The sequence below is a fragment of the Bacillus sp. z26 genome, from assembly GCF_058313635.1.
The window spans coordinates 223,117-236,959 of sequence record NZ_JBZFQM010000003.1 but is presented as its reverse complement, the minus strand read 5'-3'; the positions used below and the strand labels follow the sequence as shown (position 1 = coordinate 236,959).

Below are 13,843 nucleotides of genomic sequence, written 5' to 3'. Positions count from 1 at the left end.
AGAACCTGAAGCCTCTAGGTAACCCCTATGAGGCTTCAGGTTTTTTTATTCTTGTTTTTCGGCAATGATGGTAGTGTCGAACCCAAGTCGTTTTAGCTGTGCAGCTAAATTTGTTGCATGCTGCCTGTCCACAAAGGCTCCAAGCTGAACCTTGTAAAGTGTTTTTTCCTGATCCGATTGTTTGGCAGGAAGAAGTGCTTTCTTTTTTAATGAATAGTGAGAAATAATGGCTTCTGCTATCGCTTTTGCACATATTTTGCGGTAGTATTCGGTTTTAAGCAGCTTGCTTTCATTTTTATTTGTCATAAAGCCGCATTCAACGAGCACAGCTGTCATCTTGGTTTCGCGTAACACATGAAAATCTGCTGTTTTCACTCCCCGATTATGTAAGCCAGTTGAAGCAATCAATTTCTTTTGGATTTTTGAAGCCAGTGAGAAGGCTTCTGCAGGCTTGGATGTATCAATATATGTTTCAATTCCCTCTGCTTCATGCCATCCACCATTTCCGGCAGCGTTGGCATGGATTGATAGATATAAATTTGCACCGACTGAATTGGCCTGCTTGGTTCTATCCGCTAGTGGGACATCGGTTAAGTCTGAATGGGCAAAAAAGGTATTTGCCTGATAGTCGGTTAATAAATCTTTTACATATTGGGCTACAGCGCGATTAAACTCATATTCTTCCATGCCATCTGGAGATGATTTTCCTGGTGTTTTATAGCCGTGGCCCGCATCAATCATAATCTTCAACATTGGATGCCCCCTTGTCCTTTACTAGCATAATATGAGACAAGCCATCTAAATGGACCATTTTAGGGCTATTTATTGTTAAAAAGGTGCATGATTTCTGTGTTCAAAGGCTTCGGTTTTTCTTAACGAATAAGAAGTTCATCACTTATACCATGAGAATAGGGAAAGGTTCCCGTTATCAAGAGTTAAATTTCCTCCCTATTACAAGAAGTTAGTGGAAGTTAAACAAGCAAGGAAGCGGCTGCTTGGTCCACAATTACGGTTACAGCTGGATGATTCTTTAGAGCACTTGCAGGCAATTGTTCCGTTACATCACCTTTAATCAGTTTGTAAGTTGCTTCAGCTTTTGCTTCACCGGAAGCTAATAATATGATCTCTTTGCTTTTCAAAATAGTAGAAATCCCCATCGTAATGGCTTGTTTTGGAACATCATCAATATGATTGAAAAAGCGGGCATTAGCCTGACGCGTACTTTCTTTTAGATCAATGATATGTGTTTTACTCGTAAACGGGGTCCCGGGTTCGTTAAAACCGATATGGCCATTTCCTCCAATTCCGAGTATTTGTAAATCTACATGGCCAAGTTCTTCAATAATATTTTCATATCGCTCGCATTCCTTGATGAAATCATCGGATTCCCCATGCGGCAGATGAATATGATTATAGGGGATATCGAGATATTGAAATAAATTTTGCATCATATAGGAGTGATAGCTATTTGGATTATCTTTTGAAAGTCCAATATATTCATCTAAATTTACAGAGTGGATGTGTTGATAGCTTGTCCCGTTTTTTTGATGGTCCTCAATCAGATTTTTATAGAGACCAAGCGGGGTGCTTCCAGTAGCGAGACCAAGCACCGCATTCGGTTTTTGTTTTATTTTTCCGATAACTATTTCTGAAGCCAGGTGGCTTAACTCTTCATAGTTGTCTACTTTTATTACTTTCATGTTTGTTTGAGTCATTCTTATTCACCTCTATAAGCTATTTTGCCACGGCAGATTGTAGCGGATACATCAAAATTTGGGTTTAGGATAACAAGATCTGCATCCTTTCCAACGGTAATGCTTCCTTTTCGATCGTATATTTTCAGCTGTTTGGCTGGATTGGCAGATGCCATCTGGACAACTTGTTGCAGTGTATATCCTGTAAAATCACATACATTTTTAATCGCCTCGTTCATTTTGAGAATACTGCCTGCCAACGTACCATCTGCGAGACGTGCTTCACTGCCCTTAACCGTTACTTCTTGTCCACCCAAATCATATTGTCCATCGGCCATTCCTTTTGCCCGCATAGCATCTGTAATTAGGATTGTCTTCTCCAGACCTTTAACTTGAATGGCAAGTTTAACCATTTCAGGTGATACATGTATCCCGTCTGCAATCATTTCCGTATATACCTGTTCATGCAGTAGGGCTGCTCCAGCAGCACCAACATCACGATGGTGCAATCCGGTCATTTGATTAAATAGGTGTGTAGCGTGTGAAACTCCCTGTTCAATGGCTTCTGTTGCTTGATGATAGGTAGCGTTTGTATGACCGAGGGAACAAATAATGGCGGATTTGTGCAGGTGTTCGATTAATTCGCTTGAACCAGGCTGTTCAGGTGCAAGAGTGACAAGTTTAATCGCATGCCCTGATGTTTCATTCCACTCCGAAAATAAATTCACTTGAGGGTCGATTATGTGATGTAATGGCTGTGCCCCTGCTTTTGATGGACTTATGAAGGGACCCTCTAAATGTACCCCCAGCAATTCTGTTTCTCCAGTAGGATTCCCATTATCCTTAAAGCGATGAATCGCTTGTAATGCATTTTTGATATTGGATGGGCTTTGAGTCATTGTTGTGGCTAAAAAAGATGTGGTTCCCTCTTTGGGAAGCTCATTAACCATTACGCGCAATGCTTCTTCTGTACCGTCCATCGCATCAGCTCCAGCGACTCCGTGAATATGGACATCAATAAAGCCAGGTAAAACAATTTGCCCCTCTTTTAAATTGAGGACTTCATCAGCGTGTTGTGGTGAATTTTCCATAAAGCCAACTTCACTGATTTGATTATTTTTTATTAGTATATACCCATTTTGGAGGATAGCGTTCTCTTGGTATATCGTTGCATGCTGTATTAATAGTGACATTTTCATTCAACTCCCAGGCTAGTTGTACTTAACCTAATCGTACTATAATTTTTTAGAAAAACCAGAATTATATTATTGTTATTGTATGGTTATGTAGGAAATAATGTTAAAATGAAGGCACATTATTATCAATAATTCAGGGAGTGAAATTTTTGGCAAAAGTAAGAACAATCGACCTCATTAAGGAATTCCAGCTTGAATTGATTTGTGGTGAGGAAGGCATAAATAGACCAATCACCACGAGCGATCTTTCCAGACCTGGTTTAGAAATTGCTGGATATTTTGATTATTACCCGGCTGATCGTATTCAAATCCTTGGGATGACTGAGCTATCCTTTTTTTCTAAGTTAGCCAGTGGAGAAAGAACTTCAAGAATGCAAATGCTATGCAGTGATATTACGCCATGTATTGTTATAACGCGTGGTTTAGAGGTGCCCAAGGAGCTGCTGATGGCTTCTGAAGCAGTATCTGTTCCAGTTTTGCGAACAACCATGAAAACAACCAGATTTTCCAGTCGATTGACTAATTTTCTTGAAAGCAAGCTGGCTCCGACAACTGCTGTTCATGGCGTTTTGGTTGATATATATGGTGTTGGTGTCATGATTACCGGAAAAAGCGGCGTCGGAAAAAGTGAAACTGCCCTTGAACTTGTAAAAAGAGGCCATCGTCTAGTTGCCGATGACTGTGTGGAAATTCGTCAGGAAGATGACGATACTTTAGTCGGAAATTCGCCTGAATTAATTGAACATCTTTTAGAAATAAGAGGCGTAGGTATCATCAATGTTATGACTCTCTTTGGTGCGGGTGCAGTCAGGAGTCACAAAAGAATTTCCCTTGTCATTAATTTGGAGATATGGGATCAGCAAAAAAATTATGACAGACTGGGCTTGGAAGAAGAAAAAGTCCGGATTATTGATACGGATATTACACGGATGAATATACCTGTTCGTCCAGGCCGTAATATTGCGGTTATCATTGAAGTAGCGGCCATGAATTTCCGTCTGAAACGAATGGGAGTCAATACTGCTCAGCAATTTACAGAAAAATTAAATGAAGCTATTGGAAACGAAAAATAATTGGAGTAGGTGTAAGGATAAATGAATACGATTGATCGTGTTGCCATACATATCGGTTCCATACAGATCTACTGGTATGGAATTATTATTGGGGCGGGTGTTTTCCTTGGGCTATGGCTTGCCATGCGTGAGTCTGAACGCCGCGGGTTGGACAAAGACTTATTTGTTGACCTTCTGATCTATGCAGTCCCGATATCTATTATTAGTGCACGTATATATTATGTGATTTTTGAGTGGTCCTATTATAAAGATCACCTCAGTGATATTTATAAAATATGGAATGGCGGAATAGCTATTCATGGGGCCTTAATTGGGGCAGTTATTACAACCATTGTCTTCGCTCGTTCCAGAAATATCTCCTTCTGGAAAATGGCTGATATCGCAGCTCCGTCTCTTATCCTCGGGCAGGCGATTGGAAGATGGGGGAATTTCATTAATCAGGAAGCATTTGGCGGAGAAGTCAGCCGTCAGTTTCTTGAGAATTTAATGCTCCCGGACTTTATCATTGATCAAATGTATATTCAGGGAGCCTACCATCATCCAACATTCTTGTACGAATCCCTGTGGAATATCATTGGTTTTGGTATATTGCTTCTGCTGCGAAGAGTTAATTTACGTCAGGGTGAAATGTTCCTGACTTATGTTATATGGTATTCAATCGGACGCTTCTTTATTGAAGGATTGAGAACGGATAGCCTCATGCTATTTGGCGATTTACGGATGGCACAAATTATGTCTTTAACCCTTATTATTGGGGGAATCATTCTGTTTATCCTGAGACGGAAAATGGGTTATTCCGAGAAAAAATATTTAGATCTATAATACTGATGGCTAATGAACCGCATCTTTAGAAATTCACTTATCTGCAAGTTGTCCATCGAGAACAACTAAGGGGTGGGATGTTTGAAAAAAGAGACTGTATCAAAAGGTTTATTGGCGGGCTTACGAACCACCTGGATGCTCGGGAAAATTATCTTTCCTGTCACGTTTTTTATAACCATTCTTCAATATACACCGATATTGCCCTGGATTATTCATTTGATAAGCCCTGTTATGGAGTTGATTGGACTTCCCGGGGATGCAGCGATTCCATTGGTACTGGGGAACTTTTTAAACCTGTATGCCGGAATTGGTGGTATTTTGGCTTTGGATTCTTTAACTGTTAAAGAAGTCTTTATCATTGCCGTTATGCTTTCTTTTTCCCATAATCTTTTCATTGAAACCGGTGTTGCTTTAAAGGTGGGTGTTAAACTATGGGTGGTTCTTCTTACCCGAATAGGGCTCGCTTTATTTTCGGCAGTTGCCATTCACTTGTTTTGGCAGGGCGGTTCAGAGAGAATTTATTATGGCATCAGCGGTAATGAGGAAGCGGTTTCCGGGTTACTCCCGATTTTGTTGATGGCCCTGGAAAAAGCAGCTTATGGAACCATCAAGCTGGCGATTATTGTCATTCCGTTGATGTTAGTTATCCAGATTATGAAGGACTTGAATTGGCTGAACAAATTCTCAAATTGGATGAAGCCAGTCACAAGAATGCTGGGGATGAAAGAAAACACATCCATGACATTGGTAGCGGGCCTTGTGATTGGTTTGGCTTACGGGGCAGGCGTTATGCTTGATGCAGTCCGTGAGGATGGTGTTAGTAAAAAAGACATCACGATTGCTTTTATATTTTTGATTGCTTGTCATGCGGTGGTTGAAGATACGGTTATTTTTATCCCTCTAGGCATACCGGTTCTGCCGTTGCTGCTAATCCGTCTGGTGACAGCCATTTTATTAGCCGTAATCATTGCGTATGTTTGGAACAAAGTAGAATTAAGAAAAAGGAAGGAAGAACAGAGTGGAGCAGAAAATCACAACATTACTATTTGATTTAGATGGGACATTAATTGATACGAATGAATTAATTATTGCTTCCTTTTTACATACATTTGATCATTATTATCCTGGTCAATATTCACGGGAAGATGTCTATCCATTTATAGGGCCATCCCTGGCTGAAACATTTGGCGGCCTGGATCCTGAGCGTAAAGATGAGATGATAGCCTTTTACCGCGAACATAATTTTGCTAATCATGACTTGCTTGTTCGTGAGTATGAAGGTGTGTATGACACGATTGATTTACTTAAAAAAAGTGGTTATAAAGTCGGCATCGCGACAACTAAGATGCGTAATGCAGTAAAAATGGGCTTGGTTAAAAGTCGCCTCGACTCTTTCTTTGATGTGGTTGTGACACTTGATGATGTTAAAATGCCAAAGCCTGATCCGGAGCCAATTCTGTTAGCGTTGGACATGATTGGTTCCGTGCCAGCAGAAACGATTATGGTTGGGGATAATAGCCATGATATTCTGGCAGGGAAAAATGCGGGAACGAAGACAGCTGGAGTTGCCTGGACGATCAAGGGAAGAGAATATCTCGAGCAATTTAATCCGGATTATATGCTTGAAAATATGCGTGATCTCTTAACGATCTTAAAGCAATGAGAAGAACAACACGTTATCCGGTAAAAGGGGATGGCAATTCCCTATGGTATGTATATAAGACAGTTCCCTTTTGGAAGGTTGTTCGGAATTTTGTTGTTATACAGCTTGCCAGGTATACGCCGTTTCTGGGCATGAAGAATTGGCTTTATCGTAATTTCCTGGGGATGAAGGTAGGTAACAAGACATCCTTCGCCTTGATGGTCATGCTCGATGTCATGTTTCCTGAAAAAATTTCGGTTGGACGTAACACGGTGATTGGGTATAATACAACCATTTTGGCTCATGAATACTTAATAAACGAATATCGTTTAGGGAATGTAATCATTGGCGACGAAGTGCTGATTGGAGCTAATTCCACCTTACTGCCTGGAATTGAAATAGGGAATGGTGCGATTGTTTCGGCTGGTACACTTGTCCATAAGGATGTTTCGGCAGGGGATTTTGTAGGAGGTAATCCAATGAAAGTCATCTACAGTGCTGAAGAAATGCAAAAAAGAATACAAGAAGATACGTTCTTTCATCAATAGAGTAACCCCGTTCCTTTGTGAGTGGGGTTTTTTACTGCCTGCTCCTCTAGGACTATTGACGCAAACATGGCGCATACCATCCAAATGACTTGAAAATTTTTGGAAGGAGCGATACACTTTAACCTAACTTCATCTTATTAGCATATTAGCGAACTAAAGTATTTTGAAAAATTACGATAAAGGACTGTTATATATGCCGAATCTATTTATGTTTGAAAAGCCATTGGGAATGCGTGACACATTGCCTGATTTATTTAAATTAAAGCATTCAATCAAACAAAGAATGATGGACGAAACCATCCAATACGGATATCGTTTTTTAGAAACTTCATCACTTGAATATTATGAGACTGTTGGGAAGGTATCAGCTATTCGCGACCTTCAATTATTCAAGTTATTAGATAAAGATGGTCATAGTTTAGTGTTACGTCCTGATATGACTTCGCCTATTGCCAGGGTTGCATCTTCCCATTTGCTAAAGGAAGGTAATCCCATGAGGCTTGCCTATAGCGCAAATGTGTTCAGAGCTCAGGAGAAGGAAGGCGGACGTCCGGCTGAATTTGAGCAATTTGGGATTGAATTAGTTGGGGATAGGACATTGTCAGCAGATGCTGAAGTGCTTTCTCTGCTATCCTCTGTATTAAAATCTGCGGGATTGGAACGCTATCATATTACGATTGGCCATATTGGATTTGTACAGGATTTACTTCTCCATTTTGGCGGCTGTGAAGAAACGGCAGGAGTCATGAGAAAATTTCTGTTTGAGAAAAATTATGTAGGCTTCAGGGAGTATGTCAATCAAATGCCGATTTCCTTAAAGGAACGAGAAATCTTGTATCGATTCCTTGATTTAAAAGGAGGAGATGAGATCCTGGAATTGGCTGAAGAACTAACAGACCGTCCAATGGGTCAGCGTGCTGTACAGGAGCTGAAAAAACTAGCCGATATTCTCCAATTAACCGATCAGGCTGAAATGATTACGTACGATTTATCACTTGTTAGCCATATGGACTACTATACCGGTATTTTGTTCGAAGTTTTTGGGGAGAATGTAGGCTTTCCAATTGGGAATGGTGGGCGATATAACGAGCTATATAAACAGTTTGGAACGGACGCTCCTGCTACGGGATTCGGTTTGCGATTAGATCGCATCCTGGAAACGGTTGACTCAGTGATAATGGAAGAAGAACCCATTTGTATCATTTATCATCCTTCCCAGCAATTAAGGGCGATGAAAAAGGCTGCGAGGATGAGAAAATCTGGTCAACGAGTTGTATTGCAAAATGTGAATGGATTGAAAGATGTAAATAAGTTTACGGAGAATTTTTCGAATATTGAATTTATGATTGACATAATCGATGGATCGGAGGAGGAGGAAGGATAATGGACCCATTAACGATTGCTATGCCCAAAGGACGGATATTGGATGAAGCCGTGGAATTACTTAGAAAGGCAGATTACCAGATTCCTTCTGACTTTGACGATACAAGAAAGCTGATTATCAATGTAAAAAATGAAAATCTCCGCTTTATCCTGGCAAAGCCGATGGATGTTCCAACCTATGTGGAGTATGGTGTGGCTGATGTGGGTATTGCCGGAAAAGACGTACTTATGGAAGAGGCGCGTGACGTATACGAATTGCTTGATTTGAAGATCAGCGACTGCTATTTAGCAGTGGCAGGTCTGCCGAATACGGAGATGAGCAAGGTTGCTCCTAAGATTGCCAGTAAATACCCCAACATCGCTTCGCAATATTTCCGCGAACAGGGTGAACAGGTGGAAATTATTAAGTTAAATGGTTCAATCGAGCTGGCACCTATGATTGGTCTTGCTGATCGAATCGTCGATATTGTGTCAACCGGACAAACCTTGCGCGAAAATGGTCTGGTAGAGTATGCCATTATTCAAGATGTAACCTCAAGATTTATTGCCAATCCGGTCAGTTATCGAATGAAGGAGAAAGTGATTGCTGAGATGGTCACTCGATTGGGAACAGTTTTGCAGCCCAAAGAATAACTGGAGGGATAAAAGGATGGAAATAAAATCATTGACGAGCGGAATATCGCTGAAACGAACGGTAGATGGCGGAAGTGATGCTCAAAGGCAAGTAGTTCGGCAAATCTTACAGGATGTAAATGATCTGGGAGATCAGGCTTTATTTTCCTACACCAAAAAGTTTGATCATGCAGAATTGGATTCTCTTAGAGTGACAAACGATGAAATTGAACTGGCAATCGCCGGTCTGCCGCCTGAGATGATTTCAATCATGACTGAAGCTGCTGCTAATCTACGAAGCTATCATGAAAAACAAGTGCAAAATTCATGGATTGATATGTCTGTTACTGGGACTATGCTTGGATTAAGGCGCACACCGCTTGATTCGGTCGGCATCTATGTTCCAGGAGGTACAGCTGCCTATCCATCTTCGGTGTTAATGAACGCGATTCCAGCAAAAGTAGCAGGTGTAAAGCGGATTGTGATGGTTTCACCACCTGGGCAGGAAGGGAAATTGCCTGATTCCGTGCTTGCTGCAGCCCGCATAGCAGGTATCACAGAGATTTATAAAGTAGGTGGAGCCCAAGCAATTGGTGCCCTTGCCTATGGAACAGAATCTATTGGAAAAGTAGATAAAATTACGGGTCCCGGCAATATTTATGTTGCTCTGGCCAAAAGGGAAGTATATGGCGATGTAGATATTGATATGATAGCCGGCCCAAGTGAAATAACGGTACTTGCCGATGAAACGGCGGAGGCTAGCCATGTTGCAGCTGATTTGCTATCACAGGCTGAACATGATGAACGGGCATGCAGTGTGCTGATTACAACGAGCCACACATTGGCGCGTCAGGTTAAAGCCGAAGTGGAGAGACAAATACTCTTATTGCCGCGCAAAGAAATTGCCCTTGCTTCCTGGAACAATTTTGGCGGTATTTACGTGGCAAACACAATGAATGAGGCCATTGAGGCTGTGAATGAATTAGCCCCCGAACATTTAGAAATTCAAACAGCAGATGCGATGAATGTGGCGGGTGCGATTCGGCATGCAGGTGCTATTTTTATCGGTAAATATAGTTCCGAACCGGTTGGCGATTATTTTGCAGGTCCCAACCACGTGCTTCCTACAAACGGAACAGCCCGTTTTTCAAGTCCTTTAAATGTGGATGATTTTCAAAAGAAAACGAGCTTAATTATGTACAGTCAACAAGATTTTGAAGCTAATGCTACCAAGATTGCTGCTTTTGCCAGATTGGAAGGATTGGAGGCTCATGCACGGGCCATTGAGTCAAGATTCATTCTAAAGGAGGAAGGTCAATGAAACGAGCAGCAGAAATAGAAAGAAAAACAAATGAAACGAATATCAGGCTAGCTTTTGGTCTTGACGGTGAAGGCAAGACAGAGCTTTCAACCGGCATACCCTTTCTCTCACATATGTTGGACCTGTTTGCCAAACATGGCCACTTCGACCTGCGTGTTGACGCTGATGGCGATATCGAAGTGGATGGGCATCATACGACAGAGGATATCGGTATTTGTTTAGGACAGGCTCTGAGTCAAGCTCTTGGAGATAAAAGAGGAATTAAGCGATACGGAAATGCATTTGTACCGATGGATGAAGCGCTGGCACAGGTCGTTGTTGACTTAAGTAATCGACCTCATCTTGAATTTAGAGCAGACATTCCGGCACCTATGATTGGAGCCTTTGATACGGAATTGGTACACGAATTTTTATGGAAGCTAGCGATTGAGGCGAAGATGAATCTTCATGTCATTGTGCATTATGGCCGAAACTCCCATCATATTGTGGAAGCAATTTTTAAAGCGCTTGGCCGTGCCTTGGATGAAGCGACCTCACATGATTCAAGAGTAAAAGGAATTCCTTCGACAAAAGGAATGCTTTAAAGAGGGAGGATTGGCATTTTGATTGGTATCGTTGATTATGGAATGGGAAATTTATTCAGTGTTTACAATGCACTCGACAGGCTTGGAGCTGATGCTGTTATAAGCAGTGATCCGGCTGTGTTGGCTCCGTGTGATGGGTTAATATTGCCCGGCGTTGGTGCCTTTCCTGATGCTATGAAAGCTTTGAAGGAGCAAAGATTAGACGAGTTCTTAAAAGAATATGTGGAAAGCGGGAGACCGCTGCTTGGCATTTGTTTAGGGATGCAGCTCTTGTTTGAAAGCAGTGATGAACATGGTTTCTCTGAAGGGCTTCACTTTCTAGACGGACATATTGCGAAATTTACAGGGACCGATCAAACAGGTAAGAACTATAAAGTTCCTCATATGGGATGGAATAAGCTGCAATTTAAGCAGGAGCATCCCTTGGTAGAGGGGTTAGAAGAGGATTATGTCTATTTCGTCCATTCCTTTTATGCACAAATAAAGGATCCCGCCGAATTAATGGCATCTGCCATGTATGATGTCGAGGTACCAGGAATTGTAGGAAAAGGGAACGTGATGGGGATGCAATTTCACCCAGAGAAAAGCAGCCAAATGGGGAAAAGCTTGCTTGAGAATTTCATCAAACTGGTAACGGAGAAGGCGGTGCGTTCATGATGAGTGCGAATTTTACAATCTATCCCGCAATTGATATGAGGGGCGGTAACTGTGTCCGCCTTCTGCAGGGAGATTATGGACAGGAAACCGTTTATGGAGATTCGCCGTTTGATATGGCTAAGTCTTTTGCTGATATGGGAGCCGAATGGATTCATATGGTTGATTTGGATGGTGCCAAAGATGGGAACCCGGTAAACGAGGGATATGTCTTGAAAGCAGCCCGAGAATTAAAGGGTGTGTCTATCCAAGTAGGAGGCGGAATTCGGAATGAGAAACAGGTAGCCCGCTATTTGGAAAATGGAATCTCCCGTGTCATTCTTGGCAGCGTGGCTGTACGAGAGCCTGAATTTGCAACAGAGATGATTCGGAAATATCCTGGGCGGATTGCGATTGGATTGGACGGGAAAAGCGGTAAAGTTGCAACGGATGGCTGGTTAAAAACCAGTGAGTGGACGGTTGTTGATTTAGGAAAGTTTTTTGCAGATAAAGGAGCAGAGTGGTTCATTTTTACAGATATCGCCAATGACGGTATGTTGAGTGGGCCAAGTGTAAAAGAAACAGCCGAATTAGCGCGTGAAACTGGAAAGCATATAATCGCATCAGGCGGAATGAGCCAGCTTGAGGATATCGTTTCATTAAAAGCTTATCAATCGGCTGGGATTGAAGGAGTGATCATCGGGAAGGCTCTCTATGAAAATCGCTTTACCTTGCCGCAAGCTTTAGCAAAGGCGGGTGAATTCAAATGATAACAAAGAGAATCATTCCCTGTTTGGATGTAAAAGAGGGTCGGGTTGTGAAGGGCATTCAGTTCCTTGGGTTACAGGATGCAGGTGATCCTGTTGAATTAGCTAAAATGTATGATGACCAGGGCGCAGATGAATTGGTATTCCTGGATATTTCGGCATCTCATGAAGGAAGGAAAACGATGGTTGAAGTGGTTCGGGAAGCTGCTTCTGTCCTGAGTATCCCATTTACAGTCGGTGGCGGAATTAATTCTGTTGCTGATATGAGGACCATCTTGCGTGCCGGTGCCGATAAAGTATCTCTGAATACAGCAGCAGTACTTTATCCCGAGCTGATTGCTGAGGGTGCCACCTATTTTGGAAACCAGTGTATCGTTCTTGCAATCGATGCAAAGTATGATGCCGATATGGAAGGATTTCGAGTCTACACGCATGGCGGTCGCAAAGCTACCGAATTAAATGCGGTTGAATGGGCTAAACAAGCCGTTGCGCTTGGTGCCGGTGAGATTCTATTGACAAGTATGGACCGAGACGGAGAAAAGAGCGGATTTCATATTGAATTAACAAAAGCAATTAGTGAAGCTGTTACTGTCCCCGTGATTGCGTCCGGCGGAGCGGGAAGCAAGGATGATTTTGTGGAAGTTTTTACAGATGGAAAAGCGGATGCAGCCCTGGCAGCTTCCATTTTCCACTATAAAGAAACAAGCGTACAAGAAGTGAAACGCAGACTGCGAGAACAAGGAGTGCTTGTGAGATGAACATAGAGCAAATTCAATTTGATGTGAATGGCTTAGTGCCAGCCGTTGTTCAGGATGAAAAAACAAAAGAAGTCCTGACATTGGCTTATATGAATAAGGAATCATTGGAGAAAACGATTCAAACAGGAGAAACGTGGTTTTACAGCCGTTCCCGCCAGCAGCTTTGGCATAAAGGGGAAACAAGCGGAAATATTCAAGTCGTCCGGGAAATCCGCTATGATTGTGACCGGGATTCATTAGTTGTATTGGTCAAGCCTGCAGGGCCAGCCTGTCATACAGGTACGATAAGTTGTTTTACCGAATCGTTGTATCAGGCTGAAAAAGGACCGATTCCGCCAGCCGCTGAAGAGGAGGATTTTCTGTATACACTTGAGAAAGTTATCTCTGAACGTGAAGCGGAGCGTCCGGAAGGTTCATATACTACATACTTGTTTGAAAAAGGAGTAGACAAGATTCTTAAAAAAGTAGGCGAAGAAGCAGCCGAAGTCATTATCGCTGCCAAGAACCGAGACTCGGAAGAATTGAAATGGGAAGTATCCGATCTATTCTTTCATGTCCTTGTCCTCTTAAAAGAACAGAATCTGCCATTCTCTGAAATTCAAAAAAATCTCCGTGACCGCCATCTTACTAAACAGAAAGACGATAAATATGACTCAAAAGGGTGAAAGTGCCTTTTGAGTTTTTTATTTGTTGAGAGTGGAGTGTGAACTGTGATGGGATGGATACGCTTTGCTGCACCTATGACGCACCTATAGCCCACCTATACCAGGGTAAAGGTGGGTCAAAGGTGAGTGAAAGGTGAAGGAAACC

General features: G+C 42.1%; 16 protein-coding genes. 13 read left to right on the top strand and 3 right to left on the bottom strand.

What is annotated here, in order from left to right; all coding sequences use genetic code 11:
• Positions 1–45: 45 nt before the first annotated feature.
• The 3 genes from AC4G3K_RS11515 to nagA all read right to left on the bottom strand — a co-directional run bounded on the left by AC4G3K_RS11515 (position 46) and on the right by nagA (position 2,893).
• Positions 46–753, bottom strand: a complete 708-nt coding sequence (locus AC4G3K_RS11515; protein ID WP_491133353.1) for an N-acetylmuramoyl-L-alanine amidase — start codon at positions 751–753, stop codon at positions 46–48.
• Between the two features lie 218 nt (positions 754–971).
• Positions 972–1,700 carry a glucosamine-6-phosphate deaminase gene (nagB, locus tag AC4G3K_RS11510; protein ID WP_491133579.1) on the bottom strand — a complete coding sequence of 243 codons (729 nt, stop codon included), beginning with the start codon at positions 1,698–1,700 and terminating at the stop codon, positions 972–974.
• 17 nt (positions 1,701–1,717) lie between these two features.
• Positions 1,718–2,893, bottom strand: a complete 1,176-nt coding sequence (gene nagA / locus AC4G3K_RS11505; RefSeq protein ID WP_491133352.1) for an N-acetylglucosamine-6-phosphate deacetylase — start codon at positions 2,891–2,893, stop codon at positions 1,718–1,720.
• 146 nt (positions 2,894–3,039) lie between these two features.
• Here nagA and hprK point away from each other — a divergent pair, with 146 nt between their 5' ends.
• The 13 genes from hprK (at position 3,040) to hisIE (ending at position 13,698) form a co-directional block, all read left to right on the top strand.
• On the top strand, positions 3,040–3,963 hold the full coding sequence (gene hprK, locus AC4G3K_RS11500; RefSeq protein WP_491077514.1) for an HPr(Ser) kinase/phosphatase: 924 nt from the start codon (positions 3,040–3,042) through the stop codon (positions 3,961–3,963).
• A gap of 21 nt (positions 3,964–3,984) precedes the next feature.
• Positions 3,985–4,785, top strand: a complete 801-nt coding sequence (gene lgt / locus AC4G3K_RS11495; protein ID WP_491077515.1) for a prolipoprotein diacylglyceryl transferase — start codon at positions 3,985–3,987, stop codon at positions 4,783–4,785.
• Between the two features lie 81 nt (positions 4,786–4,866).
• The gene (locus AC4G3K_RS11490) at positions 4,867–5,835 is read left to right on the top strand and encodes a nucleoside recognition domain-containing protein (protein ID WP_491133351.1); all 969 of its coding nucleotides are present in this window, start codon (positions 4,867–4,869) and stop codon (positions 5,833–5,835) included.
• Positions 5,804–6,448: a pyrophosphatase PpaX gene (ppaX, locus tag AC4G3K_RS11485; RefSeq protein ID WP_491133350.1), complete on the top strand. Its 645-nt coding sequence runs from the start codon at positions 5,804–5,806 to the stop codon at positions 6,446–6,448. Before AC4G3K_RS11490 ends, ppaX begins: the two co-directional genes overlap by 32 nt.
• On the top strand, positions 6,445–6,975 hold the full coding sequence (locus AC4G3K_RS11480) for an acyltransferase (RefSeq protein WP_491133349.1): 531 nt from the start codon (positions 6,445–6,447) through the stop codon (positions 6,973–6,975). The genes ppaX and AC4G3K_RS11480 overlap by 4 nt, the downstream gene beginning before the upstream one ends.
• 193 nt (positions 6,976–7,168) lie before the next feature.
• Positions 7,169–8,359, top strand: coding sequence for an ATP phosphoribosyltransferase regulatory subunit (locus AC4G3K_RS11475; RefSeq protein ID WP_491133348.1), 1,191 nt, complete (start codon positions 7,169–7,171; stop codon positions 8,357–8,359).
• Entirely contained in the window at positions 8,359–8,991 is a 633-nt protein-coding gene (gene hisG / locus AC4G3K_RS11470) for an ATP phosphoribosyltransferase (RefSeq protein ID WP_491077520.1), read from the top strand. Before AC4G3K_RS11475 ends, hisG begins: the two co-directional genes overlap by 1 nt.
• A 16-nt stretch (positions 8,992–9,007) precedes the next feature.
• Entirely contained in the window at positions 9,008–10,291 is a 1,284-nt protein-coding gene (gene hisD, locus AC4G3K_RS11465; protein ID WP_491133347.1) for a histidinol dehydrogenase, read from the top strand.
• Complete coding sequence (hisB, locus tag AC4G3K_RS11460; protein WP_491077522.1) at positions 10,288–10,875, top strand: imidazoleglycerol-phosphate dehydratase HisB; 588 nt, start codon at positions 10,288–10,290, stop codon at positions 10,873–10,875. Before hisD ends, hisB begins: the two co-directional genes overlap by 4 nt.
• A gap of 18 nt (positions 10,876–10,893) precedes the next feature.
• Positions 10,894–11,532 carry an imidazole glycerol phosphate synthase subunit HisH gene (hisH, locus tag AC4G3K_RS11455; RefSeq protein ID WP_491133346.1) on the top strand — a complete coding sequence of 213 codons (639 nt, stop codon included), beginning with the start codon at positions 10,894–10,896 and terminating at the stop codon, positions 11,530–11,532.
• A complete protein-coding gene (gene hisA, locus AC4G3K_RS11450) occupies positions 11,532–12,278 on the top strand; it encodes a 1-(5-phosphoribosyl)-5-[(5-phosphoribosylamino)methylideneamino]imidazole-4-carboxamide isomerase (protein WP_491133578.1) in 747 nt (248 codons plus the stop codon). The genes hisH and hisA overlap by 1 nt, the downstream gene beginning before the upstream one ends.
• A complete protein-coding gene (gene hisF, locus AC4G3K_RS11445; RefSeq protein ID WP_491133345.1) occupies positions 12,275–13,033 on the top strand; it encodes an imidazole glycerol phosphate synthase subunit HisF in 759 nt (252 codons plus the stop codon). Before hisA ends, hisF begins: the two co-directional genes overlap by 4 nt.
• Entirely contained in the window at positions 13,030–13,698 is a 669-nt protein-coding gene (hisIE, locus tag AC4G3K_RS11440) for a bifunctional phosphoribosyl-AMP cyclohydrolase/phosphoribosyl-ATP diphosphatase HisIE (protein WP_491133344.1), read from the top strand. Before hisF ends, hisIE begins: the two co-directional genes overlap by 4 nt.
• Positions 13,699–13,843: the final 145 nt, after the last annotated feature.

Excerpts from the sequence above, each read along its gene's own strand:
- hisA (WP_491133578.1), top strand. The coding sequence starts at position 11,532 with ATGAGTGCGAATTTTACAATCTATCCCGCAATTGATATGAGGGGCGGT.
- hisF (WP_491133345.1), top strand. The coding sequence starts at position 12,275 with ATGATAACAAAGAGAATCATTCCCTGTTTGGATGTAAAAGAGGGTCGG.
- AC4G3K_RS11515 (WP_491133353.1), bottom strand. The coding sequence starts at position 753 with ATGTTGAAGATTATGATTGATGCGGGCCACGGCTATAAAACACCAGGA.
- nagB (WP_491133579.1), bottom strand. The coding sequence starts at position 1,700 with ATGAAAGTAATAAAAGTAGACAACTATGAAGAGTTAAGCCACCTGGCT.
- nagA (WP_491133352.1), bottom strand. The coding sequence starts at position 2,893 with ATGAAAATGTCACTATTAATACAGCATGCAACGATATACCAAGAGAAC.
- hisD (WP_491133347.1), top strand. The coding sequence starts at position 9,008 with ATGGAAATAAAATCATTGACGAGCGGAATATCGCTGAAACGAACGGTA.
- hisB (WP_491077522.1), top strand. The coding sequence starts at position 10,288 with ATGAAACGAGCAGCAGAAATAGAAAGAAAAACAAATGAAACGAATATC.
- hisIE (WP_491133344.1), top strand. The coding sequence starts at position 13,030 with ATGAACATAGAGCAAATTCAATTTGATGTGAATGGCTTAGTGCCAGCC.
- lgt (WP_491077515.1), top strand. The coding sequence starts at position 3,985 with ATGAATACGATTGATCGTGTTGCCATACATATCGGTTCCATACAGATC.
- AC4G3K_RS11480 (WP_491133349.1), top strand. The coding sequence starts at position 6,445 with ATGAGAAGAACAACACGTTATCCGGTAAAAGGGGATGGCAATTCCCTA.
- hisG (WP_491077520.1), top strand. The coding sequence starts at position 8,359 with ATGGACCCATTAACGATTGCTATGCCCAAAGGACGGATATTGGATGAA.
- AC4G3K_RS11475 (WP_491133348.1), top strand. The coding sequence starts at position 7,169 with ATGCCGAATCTATTTATGTTTGAAAAGCCATTGGGAATGCGTGACACA.